Origin of the sequence: Vagococcus sp. (assembly GCF_036639995.1) — a bacterium.
Lineage (GTDB): Bacteria > Bacillota > Bacilli > Lactobacillales > Vagococcaceae > Vagococcus.
Genome location: NZ_JAVWHO010000009.1, coordinates 35716 through 55742 on the forward strand (window position 1 = coordinate 35716; position 20027 = coordinate 55742).

The 20027-nt window shown below is 33.8% G+C and carries 19 protein-coding genes and 1 riboswitch; of the genes, 4 read left to right on the forward strand and 15 right to left on the reverse strand.

The annotated features are described in order from the left end of the window. Positions 1-4: 4 nt before the first annotated feature. Together RR554_RS04525 and pplA are read right to left on the reverse strand one after the other, a co-directional pair. On the reverse strand, positions 5-1117 hold the full coding sequence (locus RR554_RS04525) for an FAD:protein FMN transferase (protein ID WP_332463193.1): 1113 nt from the start codon (positions 1115-1117) through the stop codon (positions 5-7). 111 nt (positions 1118-1228) lie between these two features. Further along, positions 1229-2161 (reverse strand): extracellular electron transfer flavoprotein PplA, encoded by a 933-nt coding sequence (gene pplA / locus RR554_RS04530; protein ID WP_332463194.1) that lies wholly within the window; start codon positions 2159-2161, stop codon positions 1229-1231. Positions 2162-2442: 281 nt separating this feature from the next. Between pplA and RR554_RS04535 the strand changes: the two genes are divergently transcribed. From RR554_RS04535 to RR554_RS04545, 3 genes are all read left to right on the forward strand, one after another. Continuing rightward, a complete protein-coding gene (locus RR554_RS04535; protein ID WP_332463195.1) occupies positions 2443-4389 on the forward strand; it encodes an NAD(P)/FAD-dependent oxidoreductase in 1947 nt (648 codons plus the stop codon). Positions 4390-4496: 107 nt separating this feature from the next. After that, positions 4497-5021, forward strand: a complete 525-nt coding sequence (locus RR554_RS04540; RefSeq protein WP_332463196.1) for a Gx transporter family protein — start codon at positions 4497-4499, stop codon at positions 5019-5021. 27 nt (positions 5022-5048) lie between these two features. Further along, the gene (locus tag RR554_RS04545) at positions 5049-6035 is read left to right on the forward strand and encodes a polyprenyl synthetase family protein (RefSeq protein ID WP_332467510.1); all 987 of its coding nucleotides are present in this window, start codon (positions 5049-5051) and stop codon (positions 6033-6035) included. A gap of 41 nt (positions 6036-6076) precedes the next feature. Here the strand turns inward: RR554_RS04545 and RR554_RS04550 are convergent, their stop codons facing one another. From RR554_RS04550 to RR554_RS04570, 5 genes are read right to left on the reverse strand one after another with little or no spacing between them, the layout of a single operon-like run. Then, complete coding sequence (locus RR554_RS04550) at positions 6077-7708, reverse strand: nitrogenase component 1 (RefSeq protein ID WP_332463198.1); 1632 nt, start codon at positions 7706-7708, stop codon at positions 6077-6079. Then, positions 7701-8531: a nitrogenase iron protein NifH gene (locus RR554_RS04555; protein WP_332463199.1), complete on the reverse strand. Its 831-nt coding sequence runs from the start codon at positions 8529-8531 to the stop codon at positions 7701-7703. Before RR554_RS04555 ends, RR554_RS04550 begins: the two co-directional genes overlap by 8 nt. Next, positions 8524-9312, reverse strand: coding sequence for an ABC transporter ATP-binding protein (locus RR554_RS04560; protein ID WP_332467511.1), 789 nt, complete (start codon positions 9310-9312; stop codon positions 8524-8526). Before RR554_RS04560 ends, RR554_RS04555 begins: the two co-directional genes overlap by 8 nt. Next, positions 9309-10322, reverse strand: a complete 1014-nt coding sequence (locus RR554_RS04565; protein ID WP_332463201.1) for a FecCD family ABC transporter permease — start codon at positions 10320-10322, stop codon at positions 9309-9311. Before RR554_RS04565 ends, RR554_RS04560 begins: the two co-directional genes overlap by 4 nt. A gap of 14 nt (positions 10323-10336) precedes the next feature. Beyond that, positions 10337-11452: an ABC transporter substrate-binding protein gene (locus RR554_RS04570; RefSeq protein ID WP_332467512.1), complete on the reverse strand. Its 1116-nt coding sequence runs from the start codon at positions 11450-11452 to the stop codon at positions 10337-10339. Positions 11453-11579: 127 nt separating this feature from the next. After that, a riboswitch (cobalamin riboswitch) is annotated at positions 11580-11758 on the reverse strand. Positions 11759-11921: 163 nt separating this feature from the next. Between RR554_RS04570 and RR554_RS04575 the strand changes: the two genes are divergently transcribed. Continuing rightward, positions 11922-13541: an ABC-F family ATP-binding cassette domain-containing protein gene (locus tag RR554_RS04575; protein ID WP_332463203.1), complete on the forward strand. Its 1620-nt coding sequence runs from the start codon at positions 11922-11924 to the stop codon at positions 13539-13541. Between the two features lie 57 nt (positions 13542-13598). Here the strand turns inward: RR554_RS04575 and RR554_RS04580 are convergent, their stop codons facing one another. The 8 genes from RR554_RS04580 to rpsF form a co-directional block, all read right to left on the reverse strand. Further along, positions 13599-14333 (reverse strand): C39 family peptidase, encoded by a 735-nt coding sequence (locus RR554_RS04580; RefSeq protein WP_332467513.1) that lies wholly within the window; start codon positions 14331-14333, stop codon positions 13599-13601. A 111-nt stretch (positions 14334-14444) separates the two neighbouring features. After that, on the reverse strand, positions 14445-15317 hold the full coding sequence (locus RR554_RS04585; RefSeq protein WP_332463205.1) for a DegV family protein: 873 nt from the start codon (positions 15315-15317) through the stop codon (positions 14445-14447). An 82-nt stretch (positions 15318-15399) separates the two neighbouring features. Beyond that, positions 15400-16692, reverse strand: a complete 1293-nt coding sequence (locus RR554_RS04590; RefSeq protein WP_332463206.1) for an adenylosuccinate synthase — start codon at positions 16690-16692, stop codon at positions 15400-15402. A gap of 118 nt (positions 16693-16810) precedes the next feature. Beyond that, a complete protein-coding gene (gene dnaB / locus RR554_RS04595; protein ID WP_332463207.1) occupies positions 16811-18172 on the reverse strand; it encodes a replicative DNA helicase in 1362 nt (453 codons plus the stop codon). Positions 18173-18200: 28 nt separating this feature from the next. Continuing rightward, positions 18201-18653 (reverse strand): 50S ribosomal protein L9, encoded by a 453-nt coding sequence (gene rplI / locus RR554_RS04600; protein WP_332463208.1) that lies wholly within the window; start codon positions 18651-18653, stop codon positions 18201-18203. Between the two features lie 140 nt (positions 18654-18793). Next, a complete protein-coding gene (gene rpsR, locus RR554_RS04605) occupies positions 18794-19036 on the reverse strand; it encodes a 30S ribosomal protein S18 (RefSeq protein WP_086340744.1) in 243 nt (80 codons plus the stop codon). A 24-nt stretch (positions 19037-19060) separates the two neighbouring features. Beyond that, a complete protein-coding gene (gene ssb, locus RR554_RS04610; protein ID WP_332463209.1) occupies positions 19061-19582 on the reverse strand; it encodes a single-stranded DNA-binding protein in 522 nt (173 codons plus the stop codon). 43 nt (positions 19583-19625) lie between these two features. After that, positions 19626-19925: a 30S ribosomal protein S6 gene (rpsF, locus tag RR554_RS04615; RefSeq protein WP_332463210.1), complete on the reverse strand. Its 300-nt coding sequence runs from the start codon at positions 19923-19925 to the stop codon at positions 19626-19628. Positions 19926-20027 lie beyond the last annotated feature (102 nt).

Genomic DNA, 20027 nt, shown 5'->3' on the forward strand with positions numbered 1-20027 from the left:
TTCTTTAGTTTAAATCTTTAATATCTTTTACTTTATAAGGTGATTCTTCATTTAATTCAAAGTTGTCTTTAATGCCACTACTCAAATAAATATGGTCATCCTTAGTAATAAAAATAGCTTCAATGTCATCACGTTCCTCAACGTATTTCATGCCATTTTTAACACCCATTGAAAAGACACCTGTCGAAAGACCATCCCCAGCAACTGATGTTTTTGAAATTATTGTTACTCCGGCTATTTCATTTTCAAAAGGATAGCCTGTTTTAGAATCAAATAAATGATGGTACATTTTTCCATCAACTTCCAGATTTCGTTCATAAATTCCAGAAGTAACAAGGGACATATTTTTTTCTTTCACTGAACCTGCAATCGTATTTCTTGCTTCATTGGGATCTTGTATTCCAACTTTCCACTGGCCGTTTTCACCTTTTTGACTATCGCCTAAAACAAAAACATTGCCACCTAAATCAACAATAGCAGTTGTTACACCATTTTCTTTCAAAACTTTAATGGCTTCATCTGTAATAAAACCTTTAGCAATGGCACCTAAATCTAATTCCATTCCTTTTTCTTCCAAGAAAACTGTTTGATCTTTTTTATTTAGTTTTACTTTTTCATAATCAACAAATTTAAGTTTCTCATCAATTTCTTTTTGTTCTGGTTTTCTTGCATCATCAAAACCAATGTGCCACAAACTTGTGATGGGTCCAATGGTTAAATCAAAGCCACCTTTTGAGTCTTTACTATAATAAAGGGAATCTTCTGTTAATCGGTAAACATCATCTGACACTTTAACAGGCTTTATTCCCGCTTGGTCATTGATTTCATCTACCTCAGAGCCTTTTTGATTAACAGTTATTTTTTTATCTAATTCTTTGATACGGTCAAAGACTTTATCTAAAACATCTTCTTTACCTTCATCAAAAATTTGAACTCTAACATAGGTGCCCATTAAGAACTCTTCTTTTTTATAGGCTTCTTTCAAGACAGTTCCTGACTGGTTGGTTTCTTTCTTAGTATTCGTTGAGTCTTTTGAATCAGATGAACATGATGCTAATACAAGTGTTGCCATTGGTACTAAAAATAATGTGAACCAGTGTTTCTTGTGTAATTTCATCGTTTTTCCCCCAGTTTTAATTTCCTTACCTATTTAACTATAAATTCTTATTTATTTCAAATAAAAAAAGGCAACAAGCCAGATGACTTGCCGCCTACCATAATTCAAAAATTAGTTTTCAAATACAATGTTGTCTACTTCAATTTTAGCAGTGTCGCCTTTTTCAGCAGCATTGATTAATTGTTCAGCATACATTTGGAATGAATGAGTTGAATGAGTTGCACCTGTTACCACTTCAACTTCTGAAGGTTTTTGTTCTTTTGCTTCAACTAATGCTTTGTTTAAAGCTGGAATAAATTCTTTTGGATTTGTTTTTGCTTGTTCTTTCATCATATCGTTGTATTTAGCATCTTCTGTTTTTGATTTGCCATCTTTGTTGATGTTATCATATTTAGATTCTGCAATTTTGCCATCTTTTACAACTAATGTGAAAACTGTGCGGTAACCATTAGATTCATTTTTTTCTTCTAATGTGTAGTCACCGTCTTTTAATTTAGCACCGTTATCGATTTCGATTTTATCTGTTTTACCAGCTTGAGCTGCTTGAATTAATTGTTGTGCATAGTTTTTGAAAGATTCAGCTGAATGAGTTGCGCCTGTTACAACTTCAACACCATCAGCAGATTGTGCAGCAACTAGAGATTCGTTTAATTCTGGAATGAATTTTTCTGGGCTAGTTTTTGCTTTTTCTTCCATCATTTCATTGTATTTAGCATCTTCTGTTTTTGATTTGCCATCTTTGTTGATGTTATCATATTTAGATTCTGCAATTTTACCGTCTTTTACTACCATAGTGAATGTCGCACGGTAATCTTGGTTTTCATTTTTTTCTTCTAATGTGTATTCGCCGTCTTTAAGTTCGCCACCAGCGATTTGTTTTTTAGGAGCTTCTTCTTTTTTAGACTCTTTTGTATCTTTTGCAACTGATGAAGATGCTGCTGATGAATCTTTTGTATCTTTATCTTTGCTTCCGCCACAAGCCGCTAACAATAAAGTTGACATTGCTAAAACCGTTACGCCAGTAATTAATTTTTTCATTTTCATAACTATAAAACCATCCTTTGTTTTTTTTAATCATGTGAACTATTTTACAGGACTAATTTTAACTTATTCCTCTTTAAAAAGCAATTCTTTTTATTTAACTTATTCATTTTTTCACAAATATTCTGATTAAAAATTTAATCTTGTTTTTTAATTCAAAACAACTAAATTTAATTAGACTTTTTAAACCTCAGGCTTTATAATAGGTACGATTGTGTATTTTTTTTCACGTAATCATTTTTTATTATATTATATTCTTTTTAAGAAAAGGGGAGAAATTTATCATGGCTAAAACAGAAATTGTTGTAGTCGGTGCTGGATATTCTGGGATAGCAGCAACTAAGATGCTATCTAAGAAATTAAAGAAAAATAGCGACATCCATATTACCTTAATTGATCGTCATTCATATCAAACAATGATGACTGAATTACATGAAGTAGCGGGTGGACGCGTTGAGCCAGAAGCGATCCAATACGATTTACAAAGATTATTCTGTAAAAGAAAAAATGTTAGTGTTGTTACTGACTCAGTGGTTAATGTTGATAAGGAAAACAAAGTTGTCAAAACCGAAAAAGGCACTTATTCATTCGATTATTTAGTATTAGGTATGGGCGGCGAGCCTAACGACTTTGGTACTCCTGGCGTTAAAGAAAATGGTTTCACTCTTTGGTCTATGGACGATGCGATTAAAATTCGCGAACATATCCAAAAAACAGTAACTTTAGCTTCAATGGAACCTGATGCAGAAAAACGCAAAGCAATGTTAAACTTTGTCGTCTGTGGTTCTGGATTTACAGGAATCGAAATGGTAGGAGAATTAATTGATTGGAAAGATAAATTAGCGAAACTAAATAAAATCGATCCAAGCGAAATCAACTTAATGGTAGTTGAAGCTGCACCTACTATTTTAAACATGCTAGACCGTAACGATGCTGGAAAAGCTGAAAAATACTTAACTAAAAAAGGTGTTAAAATCTTAAAAGATACACCTATCGTTGAAGTAGCTGCTGATCATATCGTTCTTAAATCTGGTGAAAAAATTCCAACTCACACATTAATCTGGACTGCTGGTGTTAAAGCTAACAGTGATGCAGAAGAGTTTGAAATGGAATCAGCTCGTGCAGCTCGTTTAGTAGCTAATGAGTACATGCAAGCTAAAGGTTATGAAGATAAAAATATTTATGTGATTGGTGACTTAGTTTACTTTGAAGAAAAAGAAAACACACCAACACCACAAATTGTTCAAGCTGCTGAACAAACAGGCCATTGTGCAGCTAAAAATATTTTAGCTGATATCAACGGAACTGAAAAAGAAGCTTATAAAGGTAAATACGATGGGTTCATGGTATCTATCGGCTCTAAATATGCTGTAGCTTGTGTCTTTGATAAGTATCATATGAGTGGTTTCTTTGCAATGGCAATGAAACACATTATTAACTTACGTTATTTCTTTGATATTCGTTCAGGATATTATATGTTCCAATACATTATGCATGAATTCTTTAGAATTGGCGACCAACGAAACATCTTACGTGGACATTCTTCACGTAACAGTAATGTTTTATGGTCAGTGCCATTACGTGTTTTCTACGGTTCAGTTTGGTTAGTTGAATCAATGAAGAAAATCGTTGGTAACGGTAAAGTGTTAAGTCCAAGCACTTGGTTTGGTGAAGGTTCTTGGTTTACAGATACTGTTGTCTTCCCATTCCCATGGTTACAACAAGCTGCTGATGCAACTAGTGGTGCAAGTGGCGCTGCTGAAGCAACAACTGGTGCAAGCGGTGCGGTTGACGCAGCTGCTGGTGCTGCCGCTGCTGTTCCTGATCCAACATTTGGTTTAAGTTATGCTTATGGTGAAGAACCTATGACTGTCTTTAAATCAATGCCAAAATGGTTCTCATCTATTATGGAATTCATTATGCCTAACCAAGATGTTGCGTTATTCATGCAAAAATTCATGACAATCGTTGAAGTTTTAATTGCTTTAGCTATTATTGCTGGATTATTTACATGGTTAGCTAATGCTGCAACCATCGTTTTAGTTGTTATGTTCTGTCTATCAGGTATGTTCTATTGGGTTAACATTTGGTTCTTATTTGTTGCCTTTGCATTAATGAACGGATCTGGACGCGCCTTTGGTTTAGATAAGTGGGTTATCCCATGGATTCAAAAAACTGCCGGTAAGTGGTGGTATGGTGACGTTAAGTCAAGATATGGCGAAAGTGCTTAACCAATAAATTTAAAGTTCTAGAAGAAACCTTCTTCTAGAACTTTCTTTTATATTGCTTTCTCATTTAATTGATAGTATTCTCACTATGATAGGAGAATTTTTTTAACATGAATAAAAATAAAAAATTAATATACATTGCACTACTCGTGGCTCAAGGTGTTATTATTGGGTTGCTAGAAAACATGATTCCTTTTCCTTTTGCCTTTGCACCAGGTGCCAAATTAGGCTTAGCCAATTTAATTACAATCATCGCCATTTTTACCATGCCTGTTAAAGATAGTTTTTTATTAGTTATTTTAAGGCTTTTTTTAACCACTCTACTAGGAGGAACGATCTCTACCTTACTCTATAGTGCAGCTGGTGCTATTTTTAGTTATCTTGGCATGTTATTACTGAAACAATTAGGTCCTAAAAAAATTAGTACCATTGGTATTAGTGCCATGGGAGGATTTCTTCACAACGTTGGTCAGTTGGTTGTTGCTAGTTGGATTGCTCGATCGTGGAACGTTATGTTGTATTTACCTGTTCTTTCTTGGATAGGTATTTTAGCTGGAATTGCTATCGGAATTGCTGCTAATTACATCATGGAACATGTTAAAACGATTCAAGAATTTAAATTAGACTACGAATAACCTACGAACTTTTAAAGGAGTTTACTTATGCAAATTCATTCAATGTGGGATGATTATCCTACACTAAAAAAAGATTTAGCAAAAACCCTTGATTTAATGTCTTCTTCCATCTCACTACCTAACAAAGAGATTGAACAGACCATTATCGAACTATTTCACTCAGGTGGAAAATTACTTCGACCAGCTTATCTACTACTTTTTTCAGAACTTGGGAAAAAAACAGATAAGAAAAAAAGTATTGCACTGGCCGCTGCAATGGAAACTTTACATACAGCTACTTTAATTCATGATGATATCATTGATGAAGCTGAATTAAGACGAGGTGTGACCACACTTCAAACTAAATTTGATAAAGATGTGGCTGTTTATTCAGGGGATTATCTATTCATTGTTTGTTTTAAAATACTCATAAAATATACTGATTCATTAAGAAGTATCAAACTAAACACAGCCAGTATGGAAAAAGTATTACTTGGTGAACTTGGTCAAATGAATACCCGCTATCATATTGATATTACTGTAGAAGAGTACATTCAAAATATTTCTGGAAAAACAGCTGAGCTTTTCGCTTTAAGTTGCTTTCTTGGTTATTATGAAAATGGTGGTTCTGCAACTGTTGCTGATACTTGCCGAGAAATCGGTAAATCTATTGGTCTTGCATTCCAAATTGTAGATGATATTCTTGATTATTCTCAATCAGAAAAAAATATTGGGAAACCTGTGCTTGAAGACGTGAAACAAGGAGTATATAGTTTACCGCTTATTTGTGCCTTAGAAGAAAATAAAACTTTTTTTGAACCTTTATTAATGAAAAAAGATAAAATGACAAATGAAGATACAATGAAAGTACATCAGGGGGTCATTGATTTTGGTGGTGTTGAAAAGGCTTATGAATTAGCTGATCACTATACTAAAAAAGCCCTTGACCTTATTCAAAAACTACCAAATAACAAAACAAACACTAAACAAACTATTTATGACATTACTAAAAATATTCTTGACCGAAAAAATTAAAAAGTTTTTAGAATTCTCATGTGGATTCTAAAAACTTTTTTTTATTTTAAATGCTCTTCTAACCAGTTCCTCGCACAGTCACCAACTAATGATTGTCCTTCTTTAACACTACCACTTAATACACCATATGCTAGCGGAATAAACAAGCTCTCTGGATGATTTTCTTGGCATATTGCCTGAAAAACAGCATCTCCGATAATAACATCATACCTTAAGTTATCCTCTAACAAGTCTTCAACCTCTGTGAATCCTGAAATTTGATAATTATAAAAGTAATTCAAATTATCTGTTGGTAAATAGGTCTTCTTCGTTACTTTAGCAACGCCTTCATTAACACGTAAATATCTTTCAAGACCTTCATTTACACTAGGCTCACCTAAAAGTAACACCGACCTGTCTATCAATAATTTATCTTGTTCTTCTTTCTTTTTAAGATTAACTAATAAGTCCGAGTTACAAAAAACTGATAATTGTTTTAGACACTCTGAAAGTCCAATCAAACCAATAGGCAAATCTTTGATATAAGGTATCTCAAATTCTTCTTCTAACCATTTAGCTAATGCTAATCCTTCGTCACTTACCACCCAATTGACTTGAGCACATAAGGCAGATTCTAATGTCTGTTTTAAATTACCCGTTATGACATTTAAGGAGTAACCTAGCTCTTTAAATAAATCAGTTAATTGTTTCATGTTAAGACTATTTCCAAAAGTTAATGACGTATAGCCTATTAAATTAATTTGTTTTTTTATTGCTTTTTTGTCTCTTAACTCATTATGTAAATAGTACTTTCCAGCCTTTAATAGAGCATTAGATATACCTATAGGTGCTTCTTCAAAACCTTCTGTTACAAATGATAAACAAGGTATTTCTTTTTCTCTTAGCAAACTTTCCAACTCTTCATAATCCCCATGTACAAAATGATTCAAAGGCGTGCCCAATAGACAAATTTCTTTTTTACCATCATACACATCAGTAATTCCTTTAATGATGTCTTCTGTTCCGCCTAAAGATAGATCAATATCTGTAAATTGTGTATGATAAAAGTGAGGTTGCCATTGAAGTGTTGACGCGTCATAAAAAGACTCCGTGCAACTTCCAGGTGTATATAAAAAAGTGAAGCAATCCCATGTTTCAATTAAAGAAGCCACACCAGAAATATCACTTGCTAAAACAGGTAACCGCGTTTTATTTGACTGCTTCTCAGATAAAATAACTGGTGATTTTAACGCTAGTAATTCTGCTATTTCTTTAATTTCTTCTTTACTATTGTGCTGACATTTAGCAATTGGACCTCTCCATATTTGAAAGAAAGGAATAGAAAAAGTTGCTTCTAGCTCCGTTATCATCGCCTCATAGTCCGTTTGAATGATATAATCTGAACAACCAGCAAAAAGAACCACACCTTTAATATTAGGTAACTTTACAGCTTGTTTAGCCACTTTTTCTAACTTTGGATAAATCTCTCCTGTTAGATAGTCTGTTTGATCTAGCTGGCATAAAAACACCTGTTCCAAACAATCTAGTTCACCTTCTTTAAAGTAAAAGGTTCTCAAACAAGAAGAAGGTCCGATACAGATGATCCCCACATTTTCTAACTCAAGCAAACAATCTGTCACACTTTTAGTAGCCTGTTGACAGCTATTTTTTATTTTTCGTTTTAAATCAACCATTGATTAATCCCTCTTCTTTAATTAAAGACTCTCGCCAATCATAAAGTGCATCCTCATCAAGAGGTTGAATAATTAACTCTTTTATAGGTGCTTTAATAAAGTCACAAATTGCCTCAAATTCTTTAGCAGCTAACGAATCAGGATATTCTTGTGCGATGGTTTTTTGCTGATAATCTGCTTTTTTCAAAAAATTAGAGTCATGAATACGACCTGTACACGTTGCCTGAACTTTCTCAAGATAATTAGACACAATTTTTTCATCCATCTCATCCTGATAACGATTTAGAATAATACCACCCATTGTCTCACCACTTTTATCAAAATGTAACAAACTTTTCATAATATTATTGGCCGCATAGAGTGACATAAAGTCAGATGATGAAACTATATAAATTTCTTCTGCATAGGCTTTTCTCATAGGAAGGGAAAAACCACCACAAACCACATCCCCTAGCACATCATAAACAATAAAGTCCCAAGTCTCTTCAAAAACACCTAAACGAGTTAATTCTTTCATCATGGTTGTTATACCAATACCTGCACAGCCCACACCAGCCGTGGGTCCACCTGCTTCTACACACTGAATACCAAATACACCATCAAAAACAATGTCTTCTCGTTTGATGTCTCTACCTTTTTCTTTAATTTGTTGTAAAATAGTTGGTACCCTCTTACCCACAAGCGTTCGAACAGAGTCTGCCTTTGGATCACATCCAATATGAAGTACTCGGTAACCTTGCTTAGCTAAAGTCGCAGACACATTACTTGCTACAGTTGATTTACCTATACCACCCTTACCATAAAAAGCAATTTTTTTAGTCATTTATTGTACCTCCCATATACACACAAATTTGTCGGTTTAACTCAGGCATTTCCTTCAACGCTAAATTACAATGATACAACTCATTTAACAATTGCTCACTAATAATTTCTCTTGCTTCACCAAATTTAAACACACCAGTTGCATCTAAAATTCCTGTTTTATCATCTAACATAAGAGCATGATCAGGATTATGTGTCGTCATTATAACTGCATACCCTTGATTTTTTAATTCCTTAATCTTTTCAACTGTTTTATATTGATTCCCTACATCTAAATGAGCAGTTGGCTCATCTAATAAAATAATCGAAGGTGACTGAATAAGCGTTCGAATAATTGCGACTCTCTGTCTCTCACCACCACTTAAATCAGCGTATGAGTGATACGCAATCTTACTTAAGCCAAATTCTGCTAATAACCGGTCCACTTCTTGATAATCTTCTTTTGTTGGCTGACTAAACATACTCATATAAGGAGCTCGCCCCATAACAACATAGTCTCTTACAGAATAGGAAAAAACAGATAGTAATTGCTGCTGAACATATCCCATCTCTTGAGCAATTTCCTTTGGGGACATTTTATGAATCGATTTGCCATCAATTTCTATCGTTCCTTTATTTGGTGTTAACAAATTAACCAAACAATTTAAAAGAGTTGATTTTCCCGCACCATTAGGACCTAAAATAACCAAACTCTCTCCACTATTAAGTTGAAAATTCACATTAGAAAACGTTGGGTTTAATTTAGGATACGCAAAAGATAAATCTCTTACTTCTAGCCTCATACTAATCGCGTCCTTTGTTTTAATAATAATAAGACATAAAACGGTGCCCCTATTAATCCTGTTAAAATACTTAATGGTAATTCTGCTGCTGTTAAAACCCTTGCTAAGGTATCTACGACAATCATAAAAATAGCTCCTAATAAACAAGCTACTGGCAATAATCGCCTATTGTCATCTCCAATAATCATTCGCCCTAAATGAGGTATTACAAGACCTACCCACCCAACTGTTCCGCTTATTGATACCGAAGAAGCAGTTAAAAGAGTCGCACCTAAAACGGCTAGCATTCGAACTCGGTTAACATTAATACCTAGTGTTTTAGCTTCTACTACACCTAAAGACAAAATGTTAATTTGCCAACTAAGTCCTAAAAGTAACACTGTTGCTAAAAGAATCACTGGTAAAATTCTAGTAAGATCTGTCATAGAGACTTTTGCAATACTTCCCATCTGCCAATAAGTAATCTCTGCTAATTCAGTTTCAGCATCAGCCATATATTTAATCATTCCTAAGATAGCCGTCATCAAGCCTCCCACAATAACACCTGATAAAACTAAGATAATCATTGTGTTGTTTCTAACTAATTTTGGAATAAACATTGCCAACCAAACAGCTATTAATCCACCAATAAAAGCTGTTACTTGAATTAATTGACTACCAACACCTAATAAAATCCCAGCAGCAGCGCCGACACATGCCCCTGCTGAAACACCTAACATATCAGGAGACACCAAAGGATTTCTAAAAATCCCTTGGTACACGGCACCTGACAAAGCCAAACTACTACCAATTAAAATTGCTGCTAATATTCTTGGTAATCTTAATGTAAAAATAACACTTTCTTCCATTCCACTTAATGTTTGATCTAACACATTCATTTTAATTAGAAAAACTCGAATCACATCTTTAGGACTAATCCAATACCTTCCGATACAAAGTGCTAACAACGCTGTTAAACAAAGTAAGAGCGTCATCCCCAGTATTAGCCATGTTATATTTGTCTTTTTCACATGCTTTCCTTCTTCTATTTACTTTCTTTATTCACTTCACAATTTGTCATAAAATTCATGTCAGCAGTCGTTAACTTATAATCAAAAAAATCTTGATAAAATGTCTCAACTTCTTTTTCAAAGTTAGCATCTGAGAAAATTTCTGGCTGAATTTTAGATGCCATAAATCTAACCATTAACGGAGTTTCTACTCCTGCTACATCCCAACGATAAATACCTTTAGGTGTTTTGTAGACCTGTTTTTTTTGAACAGCTGAAATCTTACTCCAATCTTGCCCTTCGATTTTATTCTCATACAAATCACTTGGCTTAGATTCATCAAAGTTAGTTAAGAAAATAACATCAGGATTCCATTTGTAAATTTGTTCCATATTCAGCTCAACATTACCTTTACCAACTAAATCATGAGCTACATTTTCTCCTCCTGATAGCTCAATCACCGTATCATTAACATATTCACTAAAAGATTGAAGCTGTAATGTTTCTCCTCTAACAAATAAAACTTTTACCTTTTTAGCTTCTTTTACTTTATCTTTTTTAGATAATAAATACTCATGAGCTTCATCATAATTTTTATTCACTTCATCAGCTCGTTTTTCTTTACCTAATAATTGACCTACTGTCGTAAAGCCCGCTTTTAAATTATCAATCGTATCACTATTTATCATAACCGGTGCAATTCCTAATTTTTCAAGTTGCTCACGTTCAGCAGTTTGACTATCCCATAAAAGAGCCACATCTGGTTTAACGTTTGCTATTTCTTCCATATTGATACCACCATTGTTATCAATATAAGACGTGTCTATTTTCCCCATATTAGGTTCCATCTTTGGCAAAATAGAAATATCATACGCTTGTTTTGTTCCTTCTCTTGCACCTAAAATATGATCAGCCGAACCATCAATAGCATAAACGATTGCTGACCAAGGAAGTGGTGTAATTGCCATGCCATTAATTGATTTAGGTACCTCTACTTCATGACCTGCGATATCTTTTACAATGTGGGTATCATCCTTACTTTTTTTTGCTGTTTCTTCCTTTTTTGACTCACCTGATGTACTACATCCTGCTAGTAGTAGCGCTCCACTTAACGCCATTCCCATAATTAATTTTTTCTTCTTACTCTTCATTTTGAAGACCCCTTTTCCATTTTTTATAAATAAAAAGACCAAGGAAGCTAAATAAACAGTTTCCTTGGTCTTTCTTTGCATGACTAAAATTTAGACAAACTAAAAAACCACCTAATGAATCCGTTAGGTAAGCCAGTAAAATAAGTTGATGTATCCTGACTTGAGTTCATTGTAATGTATCCACTTCCCAGCATTAACCAGTGTGTTTATCGATACATACTCCCTCTTACAGTGGCGGTCACCGTGTTGGTTTTTAACCAACTTCCAATCAACCTATCTTTAATAGCCTCATTGTAGCATTGAATATAACCGCTTTCATTAGAGTTTGATTAGTATTTCACTTCACAATTACATCAAGATGTTCCCTCATTCACTTATTAAACAAAGGGTTTCGTCTTGTATTCCATTGTTAAACCCGATATAATCGGGGAGATGCGAAGATTTCAAAATAAAAAAAGTGAGGGATTACATGATTACTGTATCTAACGTAAGTCTGCAATTTCCAGATAGAAAACTATTCGAAGATGTTAATATCAAATTTACTCCTGGAAACTGCTACGGATTAATTGGTGCTAATGGTGCCGGTAAATCTACCTTTTTAAAAATTTTATCAGGAGACATTGACCCTTCCACAGGCAATGTCACATTAGGACCTGATGAACGTCTTGCTACTTTAAAACAAAATCATTTTGATTATGAAGAATACACGGTATTAAACACTGTTATTATGGGACACAAACGCCTGTATGAAGTATTGCAAGAAAAAGATGCTATCTACATGAAAGCTGATTTTACAGACGAAGATGGCATTAAAGCTGCTGAACTTGAAGGTGAGTTTGCAGAATTAAACGGCTGGGAAGCTGAACCTGAAGCCTCTAGTCTTCTACAAGGATTAAATATTCCTGAAGAATTACATGACTTAAAAATGGCTGAACTTTCAGCTGGTCAAAAAGTGAAAGTTTTACTTGCTCAAGCTCTTTTTGGTCAACCTGATGTTTTACTATTAGATGAGCCTACTAACGGATTAGACCGTGAATCTATCGCGTGGTTAGAAGAATTTTTAATTAACTCTGAAAATACAATCATTACTGTTTCCCATGACCGCCATTTCCTAAACAAAGTATGTACTCATATGGCCGATTTAGATTTTGGTAAAATCAAATTATTTGTTGGTAACTATGATTTCTGGTTAGAATCTAGTCAATTAGCTGCTAGACTTCAATCTGATCAAAATGCGAAAAAAGAAGAAAAAGTCAAAGAATTACAAGAATTTATTGCTCGATTTAGTGCCAATGCGTCTAAATCTAAACAAGCGACATCTCGAAAAAAAATGTTAGATAAAATTGAATTAGACGATATCCAACCATCATCTAGACGCTATCCTTTCGTTGGATTTAAAGCTGAACGTGAAATTGGTAACGACTTACTGCAAGTTGAAAATATCTCAAAAACGATTGATGGTAAGAAAATTTTAGATAATGTTTCTTTTACTCTTAGAAAAGATGACAAGGCTGCGTTTATTGCTAAAGACGACATTACAACAACCATTCTTTTCAAAATTATTATGGGAGAAATGGAACCTGACTCTGGAACAATTCGTTGGGGAGTAACGACTAGCCAAGCTTACTTACCAAAAGACACCTCTCATGAATTTGATACAGATCAACCAATTGTTGATTGGTTACGCCAATATGCATCTAAAGAAGAATCAGATAATACATTCCTAAGAAGCTTCTTAGGTCGTATGCTATTTTCTGGAGAAGACGTTTTAAAATCTGTTAACGTTCTTTCTGGGGGCGAAAAAGTTCGCTGTATGCTATCTAAATTAATGCTTTCAAAAGCAAATGTTTTAGTTTTAGATGACCCAACCAATCACTTGGACTTGGAATCTATCACTGCATTAAATGATGGCTTAATCGCATTCAATGGCTCTATTCTGTTTGCTTCTCATGATCACCAGTTTATTCAAACTACAGCCAACAGAATTATTGCTGTTTCTGATAATGGCGTTGTTGACCGTGCTGAAACCACCTATGATGAGTTCTTAGATAATGAGACAGTGAAGGAACAACTAGCTAAACTATTTTAAAACATAGAAAAAGCATTGCATGAGTCAGCGACAAAAACTGATTTCATGCAATGCTTTTTATTTATAAATAGCCCAATAACGAATCGCTTCCTTCTGTAATTCTTCTTGAGTAAACTCTTTTATCGAATGGCCTTTTTTTGTTGTGTCGCTTGGATTATTTAACCAAAAGGTGTTTTTTTCTTCATTGTAGCCTGACAATACCATAATGTGCCCAATTTCCGTAAAGTACCCTGGTTTAACAGAAATAATAATAGGATGTCCCTTTTTCAGATGCCCCTTTACTAACTCAATGTTATCTTCCAAATCTTCAAATAAATAATCATTTTTTACAGCAAACTCATTAAAAATACTCCACGATGTCCCCTGGTCTTTAGAGAAAAAACGATTACCAGACCAATCTAAAATGTCTAAAGGGGTTGTTTCTTTTTGTTCAAGATAAGAAGAAACCATTGCTAAAGAGGCAATAGCACATCCATTAATCTCTAACGTATTTTGAATAGGATCGCCATCTTCTACACCATAATATTCTTTTTTCCATTCTTCATCGGTTTGAAGAATTAAGGGTATTTTTATGCGATTAGAAAAACTTCCATTATTAATTTTTTCATTAGCTTTTTCTTCATAAGATTTCTTGACTACTTTTTTCTTTTTGACAAGTGCCTGTTTTTTTCTATTTTCTGCGGCAATTTTTTCTTGTTTTGCAGACACGTTGTCCATATACATGAAAAAGAATGTAAAAACAACGGTTAGCATACTTAACACAAGTAAAAAAATGGGGCCCTTTTTTTTCATTAAGTTCATCCTCTGTATTTATACTTCTCTACCATTATGCCAAAAATATGAACTTTTTCCTAGAGGAGATACTTATTACTTAAAATAAAAAAACCGCTCATTGCGATTTCTTTAACGATCAATACCAAATGAAAAGATAGCTATTGCTCCGTAACCTGTATGACTAGCAATGGTAGGTCCCATCGGTAATAACTCGACACCTTTAACTGGTATTATTTCTTCGATTAATTTTTTTACATATTCTCCTGCTTCTAAATCTCCTGCACACGCAATTAACAATGTTTGTTCTTCACTATTTAAAATGGTTCTTTTTGTTTCGTTCACTATTTTTTCTAAGGCTTTTTTTCTACCTCTTGTTTTTCCTACACTCACTAATTTTCCGGTACTATCAACATTGATAATAGGTTTTATCTTTACCAGACTTCCTACAGCTGCTGAGGCTTTTGATATACGGCCACCTCGCTCTAAATGATTTAAGTCATTTACCGTTACCCAGGAGTGTACTTTATTAATTGCTTCATCTAACCACGCTAACACTTCTTCTAGACTCTTACCTTGATTTCTTTGATTAACAACCTCTTTAACTAGTAATCCTTCTCCCAAGCAAGCTGCTTTTGAATCCACGATGTGTACATGAACAGACTCATTATCCTCTTCTAATAATCTCAAAGCTGAAAAAGCATTTCTTTGTGAGCCACTAAGTTCTGATGAAAAAGCTATATATAGCAAAGGCTTATCACTATTAATATATTGTTTAAATACTTCAGAATAAGTACCAATATTTATTTGCGAAGTACTTGGCATTTCTCCTGATTTAAGTTGCTCCATAAACCAATTATAATCAAATGTTTTCCCTAAATCATCAATGTATTCTTTATGATTTAAATTAATAATCATACTAACTAATTGAACATCTTCTTCTTTTAAATAACTTAAAGGTAAATCACAACAAGAATCCACTAACAAATCAAATTTATTTGTCATACCACTACCTCCTTCACACCATCTTACTACCATTTCTAGCAAAAAAGAAGAAGTATTTAAACTTCTCCCTAATTTATTTCTATTAGATTTGCGCCCAAACGCTTTCTAGTACATTTGTTTGTGTTCTATCAGGACCAACTGAGAATGTAGAAATTCTAACACCAACAAGTTCTGATACACGGTGAACATAATTTCTCGCATTTTCCGGTAAATCTGATAATGTTTTACATCCAGTAATATCCTCCGTCCAACCTGGTAATTCTTCATAGATTGGTTTACAACGAGATAACTCTTTCAAGCTTGCTGGATAATGATAGATTTTTTCACCATCTAATTCATAAGCTGTACAAATTTTAACAGTCGGTAATCCTGTTAATACATCAATTGAATTTAAAGATAAGTTCGTGATGCCCGATACTCTCTTTGAATGTCTCATAACAACTGTATCAAACCATCCAACACGTCTTGGACGTCCAGTTGTTGTTCCATATTCACGACCTACTTCTCTAATTTGTTGACCAGTTTCATCGAACAATTCAGTTGGAAACGGACCATCTCCAACACGAGAAGTATAAGCTTTACAGACGCCAACTACCTTATTAATCTTAGAAGGGCCTACTCCACTTCCGATAGTAACACCTCCAGCGACTGGATTAGATGACGTTACAAAAGGATACGTTCCTTGATCAATATCAAGCATAACACCTTGTGCTCCTTCAAATAAGACACGTTTTCCATCATCCAACGCATCATTTAAAATCACTGAAGTATCCGTAACATATTTTTTAATTTCTTGACCATATTGATAATATTCGTCAAAAATTTCGTCAAAATTAAGTGGTTCTGAATCAAACATTTTTGTAAACTGACGGTTCTTTTCTTCCAAATTAACTCGCAAACGTTCTTCAAAAATTTCTTTATCTAATAAATCAGCAATTCTAATGCCGACGCGTGCCGCTTTATCCATATAAGCTGGGCCAATACCTTTAATTGTTGTTCCAATTTTATTTTCCCCTTTAGCATCCTCTTGAAGTTGATCAAGTTTAATATGATAAGGCAGTATAACATGTGCTCGATCAGAAATACGTAAATTCGTTGTTTCAATATGATGATCTGCTAAATACTGTAATTCTTTCGTTAATGATTTAGGATTAACTACCACACCATTACCAATGACACTAATTTTTTCTTTATAGAAAATACCTGAAGGAATTAAATGTAGTTTATACGTTGTTCCATCAAATTGAATTGTGTGACCTGCGTTATCTCCACCTTGGTAACGCGCAATAACTTCGGCATTTTCACTTAAAAAGTCTGTAATCTTTCCTTTTCCTTCGTCGCCCCACTGAGTTCCTACTACTACAACTGATGACATATAAACACTCCATTCTATTATTTAAAATACTTAACTATTTTAACAAAAAAATTTTTTATACGCAATAAAATCGAACGTTATTTTTGTAAAACATTTTTAATCAACTCAAACACGAACATTAAAATTCTTCTCTTGGTGATAGGGATGAAAACTTATTATATTCTTTAATAAATAATAATTCGACTGTCCCTCTTGCCCCACTACGGTTTTTTTCAATAATAACTTCAATCACATTATTTGTTTCTTGTGGTTCTTCATCTTCTCCGTCTTCACTTCGATAATAATCTTCTCGGTAAAGAAAAGCAACAATATCAGCATCTTGTTCGATAGAACCAGATTCTCTAATATCACTTAATACGGGACGTTTATCCTGACGTTGTTCCACACCACGAGATAACTGTGACAAAGCAATAACTGGTACTTTCAACTCTTTAGCTAATTTCTTTAACTGTCTCGATATTTCAGAAACTTCTTGTTGTCTATTTTCTCGGCCAGTTCCTTCAATCAACTGTAAGTAGTCAATTAGTATTAATCCTAACTCTCCTTGTTCTTGGTGAAGTTTTCGACATTTTGCTCTAATTTCAGAAATCTTAATTCCTGGAGTATCATCAATAAAAATATTAGCTTTTGATAAACTTCCCATGGCAACAATAATATTATCCCATTCTTCATCAGATAGCTGCCCTGTCTTTAAATGACTAGCTTCTACTAATCCTTCTGAACATAACATCCGATTAACAAGAGATTCAGCACTCATTTCCAAACTAAATATAGCAACAGATTGATCTGTTTTTGTTCCAACATTTTGAGCTATATTTAAGGCAAAAGCTGTTTTACCTACTGCAGGTCTTGCAGCTAAAATAATTAACTCTTCTGGTTGTAATCCTGCTGTCATTTTATCCAATGCATGATAACCGGTAGGAAGACCAGTGATTGATTCGCCCTGTTGAGATAGCCTTTCAATTTGATTGATTGATTCTCCCAATACATCTGCAATTGCTAAAAAACCACTTCGATTTCTTTTTTCAGAGACCTCCAAAATTTTTCTTTCGGCCTCATCTAGAATACTTTCAACATCTTCATCTTGTTCAAATCCACTTGTAACAATATCAGTTGCTGTTTGAATTAAATTTCGAAGTAACGCCTTTTGTTCGACAATTTGAGCATAATATCCTACATTGGCTGCAGTCGGTACACTTAGTGTCAATTCAGATAAATAACTAACACCGCCTATATCCTCTATCATTTTTTTCTGTTCTAATTGTTCTTTAACTGTAATAGCATCAATGGCTTCATTTCGATTATTTAAGTCAATCATTATTTGAAAAATTGTTTGATGGGATCTACGATAAAAATCCTTTGCTTCTATGTATTCCATAGCCTCCACAATGGACTCTGAGTCTAAAAAAACAGAACCTAAAACTGCTTGTTCTGCTTCTATACTTTGTGGAGGAATTCTATCTTGTTGGATAAGTTCCATTTATTTATAATTCCCCTATCCTATTTTTTTATTCAGAAACCACATGAACACGTAACTTAACGGTAACATCTTTATGTAATTTAGTTGGTACAGTTGTATAACCTAACGCCTTAATTGGTTGTTTCAAATCCATTTTACGTTTATCAACTTTTATTTTATGTTGTTTTTCTAAAGCATCAGCAATTTGTTTTGAAGGAATTGAACCAAATAAACGACTATCTTCACCAGCTTTAGATTTAATAATAACTTCAAAGCCTTCTGCTTCCATGACTTCTTTTAACTTGTTTGCATCAGCTAAAGTTTCTGCATCTTCTTTTTCTTTTGCTTTTGTTTTACCTTGTAGTTCACTTAAACTTTTAGCTGTTGCTTCAACTGCCAAACCTTTTTTTAACAGAAAATTTTGTGCATAACCTACAGCAACATCTTTAACTTCACCTTTTTTACCTTTACCTTTAACATCTTGTAAAAATATAACCTTCATAGAGGGTCACTCCTTATCTATATATAAACTTTAATTCATTACTTTACCATTTTAACATAATAATAAGGTTTCATAAAACTTTTATCAATGTTTCACGTGAAACAAAAAAGACATTCACATAAAGTGAATGTCTCATTTTTTTATTGTTCTTCACCAACGAATGGTAATAATCCCATAATTCTTGCACGTTTAATTGCAATAGTTAATTTTCTTTGGTGTTTAGCACAAGTACCAGTCACACGACGTGGTAAAATTTTACCTCTTTCAGAGATAAATCTTGATAATAATTCAACATCTTTATAATCGATGTTATCGATATGGTTAGCTGTAAAGTAACATACTTTACGACGTTTTCTTCCGCCTCTTCTTTGTTGAGCTGCCATTGTTTTGCCCCTCCTATTCTATTTTTAGAATGGTAAATCGTCATCCGAAATATCTATCTGTGATGAGCTTCCAAATGGATCACTATCACGATCGAAGTTCGGCATTTCATTTTTACTTTGAGATTGGCCAAATGATTGACTGTTTTGATTTTGAGAAAAATTATTAGAATTGCTTCCTGCATCCTGATTGCCAAAACCGCCTTGTTGCTGTCTTTGCTCAGATACATTACGTGATTCTAATAATTGGAAATTATCACATACTACTTCTGTAACATACACTTTTTGACCTTGTTGATTTTCATAATTACGAGTTTGAATACGTCCAACCACACCTAGTAAAGTACCTTTTTTAGCATAATTAGCAAGTGTTTCTGCTGGTTTTCTCCAAATAACACAATTAACAAAATCCGCTTCACGTTCTCCACTTTGATTAGTAAAGTTACGATTAATAGCCAAGTTGAATGTAGCCACAGCTGATCCATTAGATGTAAATCTTAATTCTGGGTCTCGAGTAAGTCTTCCTACTAGCACAACGTTGTTAATCATTTGTCGTTCTCCCCTTCGTTATTGATGTTTCACGTGAAACATTTTAGTTTTCTTCTTTTACAACCATATGACGTAAAATATCGCCATTGATTTTAGCTAAACGATCAAATTCATTGATAGCCACAACATCTGTTGAAGAAACTTTAACGATATGGTAGATTCCTTCGCGGAAATCTTGGATTTCATATGCTAAGCGGCGTTTGCCCCATAACTTAGACTCCAATACTTCTGCACCGTTCTCTTTCAAAATTGAATCGAAACGATCTACAAGAGCAGTTTTTGCTTCCTCATCAATGTTAGGACGAATTATGTACATAATTTCGTAGTTTGTTGCCTTATTCATTGATTTTCACCTCCTTATGGACTAAAGGTTCCTAAATTTCTTAGGAACAAGGAAAGTAAACAATTTGTTTACTCACATTTCATAATTTTACTACATTCTTAC

Excerpts from the sequence above, each read along its gene's own strand:
- RR554_RS04580 (WP_332467513.1), bottom strand. The coding sequence starts at position 14,333 with ATGAAAAAAAAGGGCCCCATTTTTTTACTTGTGTTAAGTATGCTAACC.
- RR554_RS04525 (WP_332463193.1), bottom strand. The coding sequence starts at position 1,117 with ATGAAATTACACAAGAAACACTGGTTCACATTATTTTTAGTACCAATG.
- rpsR (WP_086340744.1), bottom strand. The coding sequence starts at position 19,036 with ATGGCAGCTCAACAAAGAAGAGGCGGAAGAAAACGTCGTAAAGTATGT.
- rplI (WP_332463208.1), bottom strand. The coding sequence starts at position 18,653 with ATGAAGGTTATATTTTTACAAGATGTTAAAGGTAAAGGTAAAAAAGGT.
- RR554_RS04560 (WP_332467511.1), bottom strand. The coding sequence starts at position 9,312 with ATGAGGCTAGAAGTAAGAGATTTATCTTTTGCGTATCCTAAATTAAAC.
- RR554_RS04540 (WP_332463196.1), top strand. The coding sequence starts at position 4,497 with ATGAATAAAAATAAAAAATTAATATACATTGCACTACTCGTGGCTCAA.
- RR554_RS04590 (WP_332463206.1), bottom strand. The coding sequence starts at position 16,692 with ATGTCATCAGTTGTAGTAGTAGGAACTCAGTGGGGCGACGAAGGAAAA.
- rpsF (WP_332463210.1), bottom strand. The coding sequence starts at position 19,925 with ATGAATAAGGCAACAAACTACGAAATTATGTACATAATTCGTCCTAAC.
- RR554_RS04570 (WP_332467512.1), bottom strand. The coding sequence starts at position 11,452 with ATGAAGAGTAAGAAGAAAAAATTAATTATGGGAATGGCGTTAAGTGGA.
- RR554_RS04545 (WP_332467510.1), top strand. The coding sequence starts at position 5,049 with ATGCAAATTCATTCAATGTGGGATGATTATCCTACACTAAAAAAAGAT.
- pplA (WP_332463194.1), bottom strand. The coding sequence starts at position 2,161 with ATGAAAATGAAAAAATTAATTACTGGCGTAACGGTTTTAGCAATGTCA.
- dnaB (WP_332463207.1), bottom strand. The coding sequence starts at position 18,172 with ATGGAACTTATCCAACAAGATAGAATTCCTCCACAAAGTATAGAAGCA.
- ssb (WP_332463209.1), bottom strand. The coding sequence starts at position 19,582 with ATGATTAACAACGTTGTGCTAGTAGGAAGACTTACTCGAGACCCAGAA.
- RR554_RS04550 (WP_332463198.1), bottom strand. The coding sequence starts at position 7,708 with ATGGTTGATTTAAAACGAAAAATAAAAAATAGCTGTCAACAGGCTACT.
- RR554_RS04575 (WP_332463203.1), top strand. The coding sequence starts at position 11,922 with ATGATTACTGTATCTAACGTAAGTCTGCAATTTCCAGATAGAAAACTA.
- RR554_RS04555 (WP_332463199.1), bottom strand. The coding sequence starts at position 8,531 with ATGACTAAAAAAATTGCTTTTTATGGTAAGGGTGGTATAGGTAAATCA.
- RR554_RS04535 (WP_332463195.1), top strand. The coding sequence starts at position 2,443 with ATGGCTAAAACAGAAATTGTTGTAGTCGGTGCTGGATATTCTGGGATA.
- RR554_RS04585 (WP_332463205.1), bottom strand. The coding sequence starts at position 15,317 with ATGACAAATAAATTTGATTTGTTAGTGGATTCTTGTTGTGATTTACCT.